The organism is Adhaeribacter terrigena, from assembly GCF_016623615.1.
Lineage (GTDB): Bacteria > Bacteroidota > Bacteroidia > Cytophagales > Hymenobacteraceae > Adhaeribacter_A > Adhaeribacter_A terrigena.
In genome coordinates this window covers 124042-139841 of record NZ_JAEHFX010000003.1, presented here as the reverse complement: position 1 = coordinate 139841, position 15800 = coordinate 124042, and the positions used below count along the sequence as shown (strand labels likewise).

15 protein-coding genes are annotated in these 15800 nt (G+C 47.7%); 8 read left to right on the top strand and 7 right to left on the bottom strand.

Going from position 1 to position 15800, the window contains the following annotated elements; all coding sequences use genetic code 11:
• Nucleotides 1-199: 199 nt before the first annotated feature.
• The 3 genes from I5M27_RS07355 to I5M27_RS07345 all read left to right on the top strand — a co-directional run bounded on the left by I5M27_RS07355 (nt 200) and on the right by I5M27_RS07345 (nt 2862).
• Nucleotides 200-706 carry an FUSC family protein gene (locus tag I5M27_RS07355; RefSeq protein ID WP_200505556.1) on the top strand — a complete coding sequence of 169 codons (507 nt, stop codon included), beginning with the start codon at nt 200-202 and terminating at the stop codon, nt 704-706.
• An 18-nt stretch (nt 707-724) separates the two neighbouring features.
• The gene (pcaF, locus tag I5M27_RS07350) at nt 725-1933 is read left to right on the top strand and encodes a 3-oxoadipyl-CoA thiolase (protein ID WP_200505555.1); all 1209 of its coding nucleotides are present in this window, start codon (nt 725-727) and stop codon (nt 1931-1933) included.
• 395 nt (nt 1934-2328) lie between these two features.
• Nucleotides 2329-2862, top strand: a complete 534-nt coding sequence (locus tag I5M27_RS07345; RefSeq protein ID WP_200505554.1) for a TetR/AcrR family transcriptional regulator — start codon at nt 2329-2331, stop codon at nt 2860-2862.
• 504 nt (nt 2863-3366) lie between these two features.
• Here the strand turns inward: I5M27_RS07345 and I5M27_RS07340 are convergent.
• Nucleotides 3367-3738 (bottom strand): hypothetical protein, encoded by a 372-nt coding sequence (locus I5M27_RS07340; protein WP_200505553.1) that lies wholly within the window; start codon nt 3736-3738, stop codon nt 3367-3369.
• A gap of 663 nt (nt 3739-4401) precedes the next feature.
• Here I5M27_RS07340 and I5M27_RS07335 point away from each other — a divergent pair.
• The gene (locus tag I5M27_RS07335; protein ID WP_200505552.1) at nt 4402-5478 is read left to right on the top strand and encodes a fatty acid desaturase; all 1077 of its coding nucleotides are present in this window, start codon (nt 4402-4404) and stop codon (nt 5476-5478) included.
• A gap of 386 nt (nt 5479-5864) precedes the next feature.
• Here the strand turns inward: I5M27_RS07335 and I5M27_RS07330 are convergent, their stop codons facing one another.
• From I5M27_RS07330 to I5M27_RS07320, 3 genes are read right to left on the bottom strand one after another with little or no spacing between them, the layout of a single operon-like run.
• On the bottom strand, nt 5865-6542 hold the full coding sequence (locus tag I5M27_RS07330; protein ID WP_200505551.1) for a metal-dependent hydrolase: 678 nt from the start codon (nt 6540-6542) through the stop codon (nt 5865-5867).
• A 46-nt stretch (nt 6543-6588) separates the two neighbouring features.
• A complete protein-coding gene (locus I5M27_RS07325; protein WP_200505550.1) occupies nt 6589-7428 on the bottom strand; it encodes a DUF4249 domain-containing protein in 840 nt (279 codons plus the stop codon).
• Nucleotides 7429-7457: 29 nt separating this feature from the next.
• Nucleotides 7458-9782: a TonB-dependent receptor gene (locus I5M27_RS07320; RefSeq protein ID WP_200505549.1), complete on the bottom strand. Its 2325-nt coding sequence runs from the start codon at nt 9780-9782 to the stop codon at nt 7458-7460.
• A gap of 726 nt (nt 9783-10508) precedes the next feature.
• Here I5M27_RS07320 and I5M27_RS07315 point away from each other — a divergent pair.
• Both I5M27_RS07315 and I5M27_RS07310 read left to right on the top strand, forming a co-directional pair.
• Entirely contained in the window at nt 10509-11549 is a 1041-nt protein-coding gene (locus I5M27_RS07315) for a sensor histidine kinase (RefSeq protein ID WP_200505548.1), read from the top strand.
• An 8-nt stretch (nt 11550-11557) separates the two neighbouring features.
• A complete protein-coding gene (locus I5M27_RS07310; RefSeq protein WP_200505547.1) occupies nt 11558-12319 on the top strand; it encodes a LytR/AlgR family response regulator transcription factor in 762 nt (253 codons plus the stop codon).
• A 202-nt stretch (nt 12320-12521) separates the two neighbouring features.
• Here the strand turns inward: I5M27_RS07310 and I5M27_RS07305 are convergent, their stop codons facing one another.
• Nucleotides 12522-12704 carry a hypothetical protein gene (locus tag I5M27_RS07305; protein ID WP_200505546.1) on the bottom strand — a complete coding sequence of 61 codons (183 nt, stop codon included), beginning with the start codon at nt 12702-12704 and terminating at the stop codon, nt 12522-12524.
• Between the two features lie 178 nt (nt 12705-12882).
• Here I5M27_RS07305 and I5M27_RS07300 point away from each other — a divergent pair, with 178 nt between their 5' ends.
• Entirely contained in the window at nt 12883-14016 is a 1134-nt protein-coding gene (locus I5M27_RS07300) for an MFS transporter (protein ID WP_200505545.1), read from the top strand.
• 31 nt (nt 14017-14047) lie between these two features.
• On the opposite strand, the gene I5M27_RS07295 is transcribed toward I5M27_RS07300, so the two are convergent.
• Both I5M27_RS07295 and I5M27_RS07290 read right to left on the bottom strand, forming a co-directional pair.
• Complete coding sequence (locus I5M27_RS07295; protein WP_200505544.1) at nt 14048-14395, bottom strand: hypothetical protein; 348 nt, start codon at nt 14393-14395, stop codon at nt 14048-14050.
• Nucleotides 14396-14422: 27 nt separating this feature from the next.
• Complete coding sequence (locus I5M27_RS07290; protein WP_200505543.1) at nt 14423-15088, bottom strand: NAD-dependent epimerase/dehydratase family protein; 666 nt, start codon at nt 15086-15088, stop codon at nt 14423-14425.
• A 142-nt stretch (nt 15089-15230) separates the two neighbouring features.
• Between I5M27_RS07290 and I5M27_RS07285 the strand changes: the two genes are divergently transcribed.
• Nucleotides 15231-15707, top strand: a complete 477-nt coding sequence (locus tag I5M27_RS07285) for a DinB family protein (protein ID WP_200505542.1) — start codon at nt 15231-15233, stop codon at nt 15705-15707.
• Nucleotides 15708-15800: the final 93 nt, after the last annotated feature.

Sequence of the window (15800 nt, the reverse complement as noted above, 5' to 3'; positions counted from 1 at the left end):
AACTATTAAGTACTCCTATGGAATTTGAGCGAAGCAATAAGTTTCTTTCAGCGGGTTTAGTAGGCAATAGTTCGCTGGGCTCTGGATGACCAAATAATGTTAAATTCCTACCACTCCAAATGGAAACAAAAAATCTTGCCGAATAAAAGCTATAAAAAAACCAATTAGTTTGCTGATGTAAAGAAACCAGGACCGTAAAATGCCGAACAAAATATTACGATACAGCCTGGGTTCCGATTTAATTATTTACGCCGTGCGGTGTATTATCGGTTTCCTGATCGGATATGCGTTTTACCTGCACTTTCCGGAATACGAGCTTTACTGGACCATCATTTCCATTTTGCTGGTTATTTCGCCGGAAGAAAAAGATGCGAAAAAGCTTACGGTCGATCGGTTTAAAGCCAACCTGGTAGGTTCGAGCGTAGGTTTGATCTGTTACCTGTTCCCGGTTTCCGAGATGCTGATGATGCTACTGGGGATCATGATTACCATTGCCATCTGCCACGTTTTCAAACTCATGACTGTGTCCCGCACCGCAATTGTGGCGCTGATTATTGTCGTGATCCATGAGCAGGAAACCATGACTTACTGGGCAGCGGTGGAACGGTTTCTGGCGGTTACGGGCGGCTGTTTTATTGGCTTGCTGGTAACCATGGGCACATCGCCGGCCATTAAATTTTTGAGAAAAAAAACCAACCTGCATTAAGGTTTAAACCGAATCGATATGAAAAAAGAAGTATATCTGGTAGATGGCATCCGCACCCCGATCGGAAGTTTTGGCGGCAAGCTTTCCGGCATCCGTACCGACGATCTGGCCGCGTATGTAATTAAAGAACTCGTAAACCGCAACCCGGACATTCCAATAGAAGCTGTGGACGATGTGATTTTAGGCTGCCACAACCAGGCCGGCGAAGACAACCGCAATGTGGCGCGCATGGCTTTGCTGCTGGCCGGTTTGCCGGTAACCGTGCCTGGCGAAACCGTGAACCGTTTGTGTTCCTCGGGCATGTCGGCGATCATGCATGCGGCGCAGGCCATAAAAGCAGGCGATGGCGAGGTGTTTATTGCCGGCGGCGTGGAGCACATGACCCGGGGCCCGTTCGTAATTTCCAAGCCCAGCAAAGCGTTCGGTACCGATTCTAAAATGGAAGATTCGAGTTTCGGCTGGCGTTTCGTGAACCCGAAAATGAAGGAAATGTACGGCGTAGATCCGATGGGAAATACCGCCGAAAACCTGGCCGAAATGTACGACATCAACCGCGAAGACCAGGATAAATTTTCCTATCGTTCGCAGATGAAAGCTTCCAAAGCACAGAAGAACGGAACCTTAGCCGAAGAAATAATTCCGGTTACGATCCCGCAACGCAAAGGCGATCCGCTGGTAGTTTTGGAAGATGAATTTGTGCGCCCCGATACTACTTTGGAAACGCTGGCAAAACTCCGGCCGGCTTTTAAAACCAACGGCACCGTAACCGCCGGAAACGCTTCCGGCTTGAACGACGGCGCGGCCGCCACTTACATCGTTTCCGGCGAAGCGCTAAAGCAATATAACTTAAAGCCGCTGGCCAGAATTATCAGTTCGGCAGTGGTTGGTGTAGAGCCGCGCATCATGGGAATTGGTCCGGTTCCGGCCACAGAAAAAGCCCTGAAAAAAGCCGGTTTAACTTTAGCCGATATGGATATCATTGAACTGAACGAAGCGTTCGCCGCCCAGAGTTTAGCCTGCACCCGCGCGTTAGGCCTCGAAGACGACGATGCGCGCGTGAACGTAAACGGCGGCGCCATTGCTTTGGGCCACCCGCTGGGAATGTCCGGAACCAGAATCGTTCACACGGCCGCCCTAAGTTTGAAGCGACTGCAGAAACGTTACGCGTTGGCTACCATGTGCGTGGGCGTGGGCCAGGGATATGCAGTAATTCTGGAGCGGGTTTAGTTTTCGGTGGCCGTTGATTTCACGCCTGTCTTTATATATAAAAATTCATTGCCGTCTGCTTTAGCTGGCGGTACTTTTGCAAAAAAAAAACCTCCCTCCTTTTCAAGTCGCAGATCTCGGAGAATTTCGGGAGAGGGGCTGGGGGTGGTTACATTTATAGCGTTGCCTATTTTAGCTACATCAATAAAACTTGCCGCAAAGTTAAAAATGTGGCTAAAGCCGTTTTGTTTTCAAATATATTCCGTTAGCTAAAGCAGACGGCAATGAATTTCAGATTCGAGAAGATATAATAGAGAAGATGGTAAGCTGGTTAGCCAAATCAATAAACCGAGTCTGAAGCCAGGGGGATTGAATTCAATGCAAAAAACTCCTTTAAACCGGATCGATACAAAGCCATGAGCAAAAAACAAGACATACTGGATGCTGCTTTAAGGCTTTTTACCGAAAACGGCGTGCGCGCAACTTCCACCAAATCGATTGCGACCGAAGCTGGTATTTCCGAAGCGCTCATCTTTAAACATTTCGGCACCAAAGACAATTTGCTGGAAGAAATTATCCGGAAAGGGTATCAGGAAGCGATCCGCGAAACAAAGCCTTTTTTAGCCGGCCAAAGTCCGCAGGAATACATTTGCAACCTGATAGAGCTGCCGGTGAAACTCGTAAGATCGAACCCGGATTTCTGGCGCATGCAATATAAGATCATGCCTTTAAACCCGATCTCTTACCGCTACCACGAAAATTTCATGCGCCCCAGCATCGAAAAATTACCCCAAAGTTTTGCGGCCCTCCATTACCTAGAACCCGCTTTAGAAGCAGAATTGCTTTTAATTTACATCGATGGCGTCTGGAAATACTTTGCAGCCCACGAACTTAGCTCTGAAAAAAAGCTTGCCCTGATCGAGGTTATGAAACAGAAGTACAACCTGTAAAACAGCAATTGTCTGGAGTAGTTTCCCGGCTGAAAACGCTACCGTTTTTGCTTCAAAAAGTCAAGCATGAAAAATTAGAAACAAGTGCAGAAATTGAATTTAATATCAAAATGGAATCAGTTAAGCATCATGTATTCATGAATGTCGCTGCATGTCATTAACTCAAACATTTATTTAGTCATCCTGAGCTTGTCGAAGGAACTAATGCATACCGAACCTGTAAGGAATTTATTGCTTCGCTCAAAATTCCATAGGGGTACCAGTTAGTTTCTTCGACAAGCTCAGAATGACCCAATAATGTATTAGAAGCCATTCTTGAATGTTTTAGAAACCATTCTTGCTAAGGCGTAAAAACCAAGCTATAATAGCATAAGCATTACGTATTTTAAGCAAAAACAAAAAGTCTTGCCCTTTAATGAGCAAGACTTTTTAGGATTATTTGCATACCATTTTTTATGTAAAACTTCCGGAATTAAATCTAATCCGGAAGTTTTAAAAACGATCTTAATTTTTGCTTTGGGCAATCAGTTCATCCAGCTTTTCTTTGGTGAACCCGATCTGGCGGGTGTATTCCAGGCAAAGGTCATATTCGCGTTTTTCAACAATGCCATCCTGCAGTACCATTTTCACCAGCATCTCCAGCTCCAGCGATTTTTGCAGGCCATCCTGCGGAATGATGAACTTTAAATTCTTCAGGTTGTCGGCAATATGCAGGGTATCTTTTTCGGTAAGCTGCAGCTGATCGCCCACCGAAACCAGGAAATCGCTTTCCAGTTTATCTACGTAGCGGTCGGCGATGGCAACCAGTACAATGTTTTGAAAAAAGGCCAGTTTCTTTTCCTGGGTATTCAGGATCTGCGTGAAGCTTACGTTCATTGCCGTGTTTTTTAGTGATAAAGAGTTTAAATAATTAACGCGCCGCTTTCAGATCTATTACAATTTCGATTGTGAAAAAAATGCTGCCAAACGCTCAGGCATTATACCGGCCATCAAAAATTTTGTTTTACTGCAGCCGGATAATTTGCTTCCTTTTTGAAGATTTTTTAGCAGGGAAAGTATACTCCCGTTTTGTGCTTCCCGGAAAATGTTAAGGCATTTTAACAGTTAAGAAATAAAAAATAATTGACCTGAAAACGCTATGTTTTTCTTTACAAAAACTGCTTAAAACACTCCTATGAGCCTGCAATTAAACATTTCGTCGTAGGGTTTTATAACGGGTTTCCGATAATAAAATCTATCTTTGGCAACTAAACACCCCCTTGGGCACGTTATAGTATTTCCTACTCAGAATATTGCAGCTCTTTCTTCCCAAAACGGAAACAGTATGTTTGTTTTTGTTTCACCCGGGAAAAGAGCATGAAGGCAAGTGATCTACAATTGTTAGAAAGATAAAATTATCTGCAATTCTGATCTGCGTTTCAAAACCCTCCCCCCTATTTTTTATCATTCTTATTTGGCTTTTTCCAGGCTCTATAAGGTTTAGCATTGTGCTTTCCGGATTTACTTTTTGGGTAACCCGGAAGGTGCCAACAAAGAATTATGGCATTCATCGACGAATTATTACAGGAACCAGCTTATGGCTGGAAAAACGAAAAAGGCGAATTAATGAAACCCAGCGTCTGGGAACTTTATAAAGAAGCTTTCCGGCGCATCAACATCTTTAAAGACAAACGGAACTGGATCTCCCTCATTAGCTGGCTGATGGCGGTTTGTATGGTGCCGTTTGTGTATTTTTTCCTGGCCGATTACTTTTCCTGGTGGTACCTGGGCGCGGCCATTGTGTACGGCATGGTGATCATGAGTACGCACGGTACCGTATGGTTTCACCGTTTCGGCACGCATAAAGCATTCACGTTCAAAAATAAATTCTGGCGGATCATTACCCAGAACCTGGTTTTGAGAACCTTCCCGGAAGAAATGTACGTGCTTTCGCACCACGTGCACCACGTAAAAGTAGAAGAACCCGGCGACCCGTACAACGCCTACGCCGGCCTGATGTACTGCATGCTTTCGGACGTAAACCACCACAGCATTGCCAAAGATTTGAGCGAAGAAAACTACAAAAAAGCCGCCGGTTTCCTGGCCCATACCGGCGTGCAGATCAATTCCTATGACCAGTATAAAAAATGGGGTTCGGTGGCTACGCCGCTTTACACGGTGGCGATCTGGTTACTGAACTGGAGTTTCTGGTTCGGGGCCTTTTACCTGATCGGTGGTCCGGGTTTGGCTTGTGCGTTATTTGGCGGCGCGCTGTTCTGGTTTATCCTGGTGCGCGCGTTTAATTATAACGGCCACGGCAACGGCGAAGCCAAACACGTAGACGGCATCGATTTCGACCGCAGCAATTTATCCATTAACCAGACGAGGCCGGGTTTATTTTCCGGCGAATGGCACAACAATCACCACCTTTACCCGGGCAGCGCACGCGCCGGTTTTTTACCGAATCAGCTCGACCTGGCCTGGTTGTACATCAAAGGTTTGCATAAAATTGGCGGCGTTACGAGTTACAAAGATTCCAAACCGCTTTTCCTGAAAAACCAGTTAGCCAAATACCAGGCTGCGCAACAGGAACAGCAGGAAATGAAAGCCGGAAAAAGAAAAGTGTTGGTTAGCTGATTTTTAGGCGAGTCCGAACAAAATCAATCTTTTAGCTATTCATTTAGAAAAAATCTCCCGTCATCTCGACCGCAGGGAGAGATTTCATCAGATTGGTAGTAAAGCCAGGATAGAAGGCACTACTAACCGGATGGGATCTCTCCTGACGTCGAGATGACTGAATAAAGTTTTTTCCTAACAACTTAGCTCGAATGGTGGATGAAAAGAATCTTGCCTGAACTCAAAATTAATTACTTTCTTATTGACAAAACGCTATCCTTACCGGCGAAAAAACGCAGGAAATCTACTGTACTTTAAAACCTGAAAATCCCGCGCTCCTTTCCGGAACAGCGGGATTTCATTTTTACAAATGGTTCTTACTTCTCAGGCATTAAAGCATAGCGTTTTCAGGCCGGCTGGGTTTGCAGAGGTGCAGACACGTTGCTACGATTCCGGTCGAGCCAGTAAGCCCAAATTACCAGCAACCATTGCAGCTGCCCTACCCAGGCAATTTCCGTGACTTCAGTCGGTACCGGACCGAACAAATTGCCAGCGTGAATGAGTACCAGGAAGGCAACTAAACTCCAGAAACCCCATTTGCCAGCCTTGTTCTTGGCTTGCGTATTTTTTGCGTAGAAATAAATTCCGGCCATAAACAGCAAGCCTTCCACCACCAGACTTCCCGCAAAACTATTCCACAGGCCCAAACCTACCAGCTGCGAATCGCCGGGATGCAACGGCAGATCGGGCCGGTGAACAAGCAGGTCGAGCACCCAATGGCTAACTACGCACAAACTAATAATGAGCGCATAATACCGGTCTTTTTTAAACAGCCAGTAAAGTAAACCGGCCAGCACTCCCCAGCCTAATACCGCCAGTAAACTATGCGAAATGGGGTAATGCGTGAAATCCAGCGGGATAACTTCGGTGATGCCGGGGGCAATTTTTACGTGTTCCCAGCCCAGCAATAAAAACGTGGGCCAGAGCAGATCCAGCAGTTGTGATGCCAGGAACAAGGTGCCTAAAGAGATTTGTGGGGCTTTGGCTTTAGCCGCAAAGCCGACGGCAAAATGACCTATAAACATGGTTTTGAGTTTTTAGCGTTTTACGATACCGTTTTTTCGGTTTTAGTTACTTGATCTGTACTGTTTTGCCGGAAACCGCGCTGGCCGAAAAGAAGCCCACAGCGCCGTTGCTGATATTGGTTGGCAAATTGGCCGGGTTGCGGCCGAACAAACCGCCCTGGCCCTGCAGCGCGGAAATGGCCCGGTAATACTCGCAGGCTTCTTTGGTGAGTGAAAGCAGGTTCAATGTTACTTCGTCGCCCTGGCTGAAAGTGGTATTTACTTCATCCATCACATGCGCGCCGTTAAACAGGCGGTCGTCGGTAACTAAAATATCAGAAGCGTCTTTTTGCAGCAATTTACCGTTCCGGATCAGGTCGATTTTATAGTAATTGTTCACCTCCGGCGCATCCTGAAAAGCCAGGCTTAAATAGTAGCCATCTTTGCGGCTGAACGGGTCGGTTTTGGTTTCTACGTAGCGGTAACCTACCGTGTCAACCTGCGGAACTTCAGGCAGCAACGACGAGGCCGTGTAAGTTTGTCCGTTGGCGATAATGGTTAAGGTGTACAGGCGGTTAGCGATGCCTTTAAACGTGCTAGCTGGTTTGTAAAGGCCGTTTTCCTGGTGCGTAAAGGTAATTTTTTCGCCGGTATTATCGGTTAAATTTACCTGGGCATCTCGTACGGGTAGCGTTTCAGTATTTTTTCCGTACGGGCCCGACATGGCCAATTTCACGTAATTCAGATCTTGCTGATCGGTTACGATGGCTTCTACACTCAGGCGCGGTTCGCTTTGTTCCAGTTCCAGGTCTACCACGGTTTCGCATCCGGATAAAAGCAGAATAAGGAAAGCAGAAAATAGGTAGGTCAGGTTTTTCATGGTTTTACTTTTTATCGTTAAAAGCATAGCGTTTTTATCTGGTTAGAATTATCTGGTTAGAATTTGAAATTATAAGTAACGGCCGGAAAGGCAGAACCCAGGATCGAAATTTCTTTGGTTTGGATGCCGGTGCCGTCTTCGGGTTGTTCCATGGCAATGGAGAACACATTTTTGCGGGCATAGGCATTGAATAAAGAGAAATTCCAGCTCGAAGCATATTTGCTGCCCGGCTTCTGACGGTTATCCAAAGTCAGCGACAAGTCCAACCGGTGGTAATCTTTCAGGCGGTAGCCGTTGCGTTCGGTGTAGATGGGCAGAATAATGTCGCCGTGGCGGTAAGCACCTGATGGCATGGTTACCACGTTGCCGCTGGCGTAAACCTGGTTCAAACCAAAGGTCATGCGTTCGGAGATTTTATAGGAAACTACCAGCGTGGCGCTGTGCGGTTTGTCCTGGCGCACGCGGTACGCTTTGCCTTCGTTGATGCCATCGATGGTGCGTTCGGTGCGTGAGAACGTGTAGCTGGCCCAGCCGGTTAATTTGCCGGCATGCTTCTTCACCATCAGTTCAAAACCGTACGCTTTGCCCGTGCCCGAAAGCACTTCCGCTTCGATGTTGTTGTTCAGGGCCAGGTCGGCGTTGTCGCGGAAGTCGATCTGGTTTTGCATGGTTTTGTAATAGGCTTCGGCGGATGCTTCCAGCTGGTTGTTCAGGAAGTTGCGGAAATAACCCAGCGCTGCCTGATCGGCGATTTGCGGTTTCAGGTATTTGCCCGAAGGAATGTACACATCGAAGGGCGAAGCGGAAGTAGCGTTAGAGGCCAGGTGCAGGTATTGCCGGGTTTTGTTGTAGGAAGCTTTCACGGAACTTTTCTCGTTTAACATGAAGGTTGCCGCCAAGCGGGGTTCCAGCCCGCCCTGGGTTTTGTAGATCTCGGTGCGCTCGTATTCAGTTACGCTGATAACCTGCTGCCGGTCTTCGGAAAGTTCCTGCACCTTGCCGCCCATGTTCTGGAAGAAAGAATAGCGCAGGCCGTAAGTAAGTTTCAAACGATTATTTATTTCCTGTTCGTTGCTCAGGTACACCGCATTTTCCAGGGCGTATTTATTATCCAGTTTCATTTCCCGGATGGAAGATCTTTCGGATTCCGGTTTAATTAAGCCAGGTTTGAAGGTGTGGTAAATGGTGCTGGCGCCGAACTTAATGCTGTTTTCGTTGTTCGGGAAATAGGCCAGGTCGGCTTTTAAACTAACGTCTTCGATGTTCGATTTTAAGCTGAAGGCATTGGCCGTGCCGGGGGAACCGATCTTGTAATTGAAGTTGCTGTAAATGGCCGTGAAGTTCGAGAAAACCTTATCGGTAAACAGGTGGTTCCAGCGGGCCGTAGCCGTGGCATTGCCCCAATCCATGGCCAGCGTTTCCTTGAATTTAAATACATCCTGCCCGAAATAACCTGACACAAATACGCGGTCTTTTTCACCGAATTTGTAATTGAGTTTGGTGTTCAGGTCGTAGAAATACAGCGCGCTTTGGTTCAGGTTTTCGTCGGGGCTGAGTTTCAGGAAAAGGTCGGCGTAGGTGCGGCGACCAGAAACGATAAACGAGCCTTTATCTTTCTTCAACGGGCCTTCCAGCGTTAAACGGCTGGCAATGGTGCCAACGCCGCCCGAAGCGCCGAAGGTCTTGTTGTTGCCTTCCTTCATCCGGATATCGACCAGCGAAGCGAGCCGGCCGCCGTATTCCGCAGGAATGCCGCCTTTGTAAATTTCCACGTCTTTAATGGCATCGGCGTTGAAAACCGAGAAGAAACCCAGCAAATGCGAAGCGTTGTAAACCGGCGCTTCGTCGAGCAGGATCAGGTTCTGGTCTACGCTGCCGCCGCGCACGTAAAAGCCCGAAGTACCTTCGCCGCCGCTTTGCACGCCGGGCAGCATTTGCAGCGTTTTCAGCACGTCTACTTCGCCCATAAAAGCTGGCAGCGTTTTAATGGTAGCCATAGGCAGCACCTCCGTACTCATTTTATTCTGCCGGATATGAGCATCTTCCTTCTGGCTGCTAACCACCACTTCGTTCAGCATTTTGGTATCGTTTTCCAGCTCCATGTTCAGCACCAGGTTGCGGTCTAAAGTGATTTGCCGGGAAACGGTTTGGTAACCGATGTAAGTGTACTGCAACGTATAATTTCCGGCCGGCAGGGTAAGCGAATAAAAGCCGTAAACGTTGGAAACGGTGCCAGCCTTTCCACCCGCCACGCCCACCGAAACCCCGATCAGGTCTTCGCCGTTTTTCAGGTCTTTCACGTTGCCGCTGACGGTAAATTTCTGCTGGGCCAGCAGTTGCAAAGGCAGCAGGCAAACCAGCAGGAAAAGGATCTTTTTCATAGTAGTTTATTTAAGTAGCAAATGTGATTTTCGATGCTACAAAGTTGCAGGGTGCCAAGGGCCAGAGAAATTTAAAATCGACGAATGGCAGAAATTTCCGGCTGAACGCCGGCAGGATTATTACCGAATGGCGAAAGGTATTGGAGGGGTATTGGAGGGGTTTTGGAGTTTTTAGGCCCGAAAGGATAGCATTATGCAGATGTTGTTCGGGCTTGAATGGCGGCAAAGTAAAGGAAGGATTTCTGAAGAGATTCCGTTGGCTTCGTTCCTCGAAATTGCATGATGCCTGAAAACGCTATGCTTTGGAAAGGAAAAACTGCTTTCCCAACTGGCCAGCTACTTTATTGCGTCATCCCGAGCGAAGCCGAGGGAACTAACGCGTACCGAACCCGCACGAAAGGCATTTATTGCTTCGCTCAAATTCCTTAGCTGTATGCGTTAGTTCCCTCAACTTCGTTCGGGATGACCGGCTATAGGTTTATGCATTTTGAAAACTCCTTCATAAAAACTCCTACACCGGCCTACTCAAATTCGAAAAAACCTCCATTCCGCCCTCCGGTTCATCCACCAATCCCAGGCATTCGTCGGAAATATCAGGAGGTCATCGTACCTTTCGGAAGTAATTGCGGGGCTAAATGGTAATTTGGGGCAGTTAAAAAAGCCGCTTTGCAAGGCATAAACCCGAGACTATAAACTACAAAGCTGAGCGGCTACAGTTAAATTAAAATGAAAGTAAAGCCTACCAAACTCACCCTAAAAAACAGGCTGCTGCTGGCAGCGGTGCTGTCTATCGTTTACACCAACGTAATTGCCTTCATTATTTACGGCACGGTGGTGTACCATCCGCAGCACATGCTCTTCGATTATGTGTATTCGCTGGTTTTTTTCCTGGCTTTGCATCAAACTTATTACTGGTTGCAAAACCAGTTGGAAACTAGGCTGAAAGCCGTTACCCAGGTGCAGCGCTACACCTTGGGTTTACTTATTTTTATGTCGGCCAGCATGCTTTTGTTTACGGTAATTGCGCTGGTGCCTTTCACGCTTTTGCTGCAGCCGCTCGGCGAAATTGAATTTGGCATGGAAGTGCGCCTGAACTACACCATCAACCTGCTTTTTTCTTCGGTTTATTACCTGTGCTTCACCGCTTTTCATATTCTGCGCAATTACCATCGCGCCATGATCAATGCCGAAATGCTGCAGAAAGAAATTGCCCAGGCGCAGTACGAAGGCCTGAAAAACCAGATCAACCCGCACTTTTTATTCAACAGCCTGAACGTGCTTTCCACGCTGGTGCACATCGATGCCGACCTTTCCGAAAAATTCATCGACCAGTTGGCCAAAGCTTACCGCTACGTACTGGAGCAGCACGACCACGAACTGGTAGTTTTAAAAACGGAGATCGATTTTATAAACGCGTATATTTTTCTTTTGAAGATCCGGTTCGAAGACAAGCTGCAGGTAAGCATGGATATTCCCGCCGAAAAACTAAACCATTACCTGCCGCCGCTAACCCTGCAGTTGCTAATCGAAAATGCCGTGAAGCATAACGTGCTTTCGAGAGAAAGTCCGCTGGTAGTAAACATTTCAGTGACCGAAGACGATTACCTGGTGGTACAGAATAACCTGCAGATCCGGACCCAGGAATTTGCTTCTACCGGCGTAGGCTTAAAAAATATTACCAATCGCTACGAATACATTACCCAACGCAAGGTTTTCTTTCATATATTAGGTAAATCATATATTTCTAAAGTACCTTTGCTTCCTTAATTTGGGTTATGCAAGTTGTGATCATTGAAGACGAAGCGCTGGCCGCCAAAAGGCTCGAAAGCTTGTTGATGCGCTACGATAAAAACATTACCGTGCTGGCGGTACTTTCGTCGGTAAAAGAAAGCGTGAAATGGCTGAGTTCCAATCCGCAGCCCGACCTGTTTTTCATGGATATTCACCTCGACGACGGCCAGAGTTTTGCCATTTTCGACCAGATCGAAGTTGCCGGGCCGGTGGTTTTCACTACCGCTTACGACGATTATACCATCAAGGCGTTCAAGGTAAACAGCATTGATTACCTACTGAAGCCCATCAATTTTGAAGAACTGGAAGGCGCTTTAACCAAATTCCATAAACTGCAGCAGCAGGTTAAATTCAACCCGGAAAGCATCAAAGAAATGCTGCAGGCGGCTCTGAAAAAAGAACCCGAATACAAGTCACGGTTCCTGATCACGCACGGCGCTAAAATTAAAACCGTGCCGGTAGAAGAGATCGCCTATTTTTATTCGGAAGAAAAAATGACCTTCCTGATAAACCAGGCTGGTCAGCGCCTGCCCGTAGACTTCAGTTTAGACAAATTAGCCAGCGTGCTCAACCCCAAAGATTTTTTCCGGATCAACCGCAAGTTCATCGTTAAAATGAACGCCATCGATTCGATCCAGAAATACTCTCCCACCCGCCTGAAACTGACTCTAAACCCTTCCACCGATCAGGATACGTTCGTAAGCATCGATAAATACAGTACCTTTAAAGAGTGGCTGGACGTCTAAAAGATCCGGTTCTATTGCAAAATTATTCACATCCGTTCTGTAATTCTAAAGCGAACGAAAAGCAGGAACGGCCTGTAAAAAACGGTAGAAATTTTGCCTTAAAAAGTAATTTAATAGTCAATAAATAAGCCCGGAAACAAAGAACACTTGTTTAGTTTCCGGGCTCAAAAATGTAATTTTAGAAATTTCTGGCTGAAAATATTTATTGTTCTTTGGGCTTAATGGCGCTGTAAAGCACCGGTGCGAAAAACTGCAGGTTCTCCAGCACGCACACCATATTGAAAAACCGCACCGGCTCTATTTCCGGCGTTTCCGCCATGGTTTCGATCACACCGTCTATGGCTTCGGCAAATTGCGCGTTAAATTCTTCTTCGTTCGGAAACATGCCTTAATTTATGAAATTCTAAAACGGAAGATCCGTAAAAAATATTTCCCAAACGCTATGGTTTTTAAGTAAAAAACTGCCGGCACCATTTCCTGCTTCTCCCAATGGCCGTATAGTGCTAAACCAGGATCCCGGATTTGCGGCCGGAATATCGTACCTTTGCATTTTGAATTTCTACATGCCTTCATTACGCCCGCAACGCCTTGCGCTGAGCACCTTTTTCTTTCTGGCCGGTTTCAGTTTTTCCAGCTGGACTTCCCGCATACCTACCATTGCCGCCGCCTTAGACCTGAACGAAGCTGAACTCGGTAGCATTCTGTTTGCCATGCCGGTCGCTTCCATGGCCGGACTGCCGCTTTCCAGCTGGCTCGTGACCCGCTTCGAAACCCGCATTCCGCTCACGGTGGGTTTTATCCTGAACGCACTTTGCCTTTCGCTCATCGCTTTTGCCGATTCGGCTACGCTCCTGGTAATTGCCTTAGTACTATATGCCTTGTGCACGCGGGTGCTGAACATTGCCATCAACACCCAATCCATCAATTTGCAGAACCTATACGGCCGCAAGATCAACGGCTCATTTCACGGGCTCTGGAGCACCGGCGGCATTGTGGGCGTGGGTTTTACCACCTTGCTGGTTTCGTTAAAAGTTACCATCGTGCCGCATTTGCTCATGGTTACCGGCATTACCACGCTGGCGGCCATTATTGCCTACCGCTACCTGCTTCGTAACGACCGCGCCACTTCCGGCAACAAACTGACTTTCAAAAAACCGGAGCCCTTCATTTTGTATCTCGGGTTACTGGCCTTTTTTGCCATGGTCTGCGAAGGCGGTATGTTCGACTGGAGCGGCATTTATTTTCAGCAGGTAATCAAAGAAGAGATCTTTACGGCCGGTTACCTCACCTTCATGGTTTTCATGGCCACGTCCCGCTTTATTTCCGACCGCATCATCGATAAGATCGGCATGGCGAACGCGTATGTGATGAGCGCCCTGCTGATCTTTTCCGGAATTTTGCTGGCCATACTTTTCCCGAGCTTCTGGCCGGCCATGATCGGTTTTTCTTTGGTGGGATTTGGCACCGCCGCCGTAATTCCCTTAACCTACACGCTCGCCGGCACGTCCAAAACGTATTCGCCTGGCATGGCCGTTTCGCTCATTGCTACCTTTGGCATTGTGGGTATGTTGCTCGGGCCGCCCATGATCGGGTACCTGGCGCACGCGTTCAACCTGAAAATTTCGTTTATCGCGTTCGCCGTTTCCGGCATCATGCTAATCCCGATCTCGCGGCTTTTTTTCCAGCTGAAGGAGTAGTTTTCAGGGGCAGATTCCTAGCGTTTTCCGGCTATTTGAGTTCAAGGGCTTTCAGGTGGTTTTCACCGTTCATTTCCCAAGACTCACCGATTGCGCGAAGGGTATCGCCTATTTTAACGGAACGGTAGCTTTCCGGATCTTTTAAATTCACCCGGCTCACAGTAACAAAAACGGTTTCCTGTTCGGTGGTTTTTACCTGGGCCGTATAGCCATCTTTTCCCGGCTGAATTTCCGTTACTACTCCGGTAATGGAGTTGATCACCGGCTCGTTGGGAACTTCGGAAGGCGTTTCTTGCCCGGATGAAACAGGCTTCTTGGTTGGCTGGGAACAGGCGGTACTTAAAAGTAAAACCACCGGCAATAATTTCAGGATTCTCATAAACAAGGTTTCTTTTTAAACAGGATTTCAGTTTCCGGAACGGGCCAGCGCTTTGATGTCCGGCACTTCCAGAATGGGTTTCGGGTAGCCTTTTTTCAGCGCCTGGATCATGGCCTGCCCTACTTCCCGCAAGGTACAAATGTACTTCGGAAACAGCCGTTTCAACACCGGTTCCAGGAAGCTTATGTACTTATAATATTTGCTGGTATTTTTCAGGCCGGGCGTAGGCTGAATGAAAGCCGGCCGGAACATAAATGCCTTTTTAAACAGCCGGAGCAGTTCGTTCTCCGTTTTCCCTTTAACGCGCGCCCAGTGCGAACGGCCTTTTTCTGAACTATCGGTGCCGGCGCCGGTTACGTAGCAGAAGGTCATCTCCGGGTTTTGCGCAGCCATGGTGCGGGCTACTTCCAGGGTCAGGTCGTAGGTTTGCTTTTCATAATCGGCTTTGCTCATGCCTACCGAAGAAACGCCCAGGCAGAAAAAGCAGGCCTGGTAGTTTTTAAAATCGACAGTTATGCCGCGGAAATGCAGGAAATCCGGATGAATGACTTCCCTGAGTTTCGGGTGCTGAAAGCCCGAAGGCCGGCGGTTGATCAGCAGTACTTCCGTGATCTCCGGATCCTGCAAACATTCGTGCAGCACGCCTTCGCCTACCATGCCGGTAGCGCCGGTAATTATTACGTTATAGTACATCTTTCAGGGCTCTTCGTAGTTAAGCAATGTAGCAAATTATCAGCTTCCTGGTTTTGCCGGTTTTCCTTCTCCCCCATTTCTTTTCCCGTTGCTAAAACTACTGCGCGTAAAATTAGTTTCCCTCATAAAACCACAACCGCATATGAACCACGATCAGAGACTTCGCGACCAGCTTACCAAACTGCTCGAAGGCGGCCTTGCCTTTCAGCCCGTCGGCGAATTGTTTAAGGATATCACCGCCGAAGAAGCCGGCAAGACCGTTCCGAAATTACCGTACACCATCTGGCAACTGCTGGAACACATGCGCCTCACCGTAAACGACATCCTGGAATTCTGCCAGAACCCGGATTACCAGTACCTGACCTGGCCCGATGATTACTGGCCCCAGGAAAAAGCCCCTGCCGATCAGCAAGCACTGAATAAAAGCATCGCAGAAATTCAAACCGGCCTGCAAACCATGATCAAACTGGTACAAGACCCGGATAACGACCTGTACAAACCCTTTCCTCACGGCGAAGGCCAGACCCTGCTGCGCGAAGCCTTGCTGGTAGCGGAACATACGGCTTACCACACGGGCGAAGTGATCGTGCTGCGCCGCCTGCTGGGGACCTGGAAGTAAAATTCCTACCTCCGAAATCCAACCACCCCCAGCCCCTCCTTGCTAAGGCGGGAGCTGCCCCACCCCGGCCCTCCTCTTAAAACAAGGGGAGAT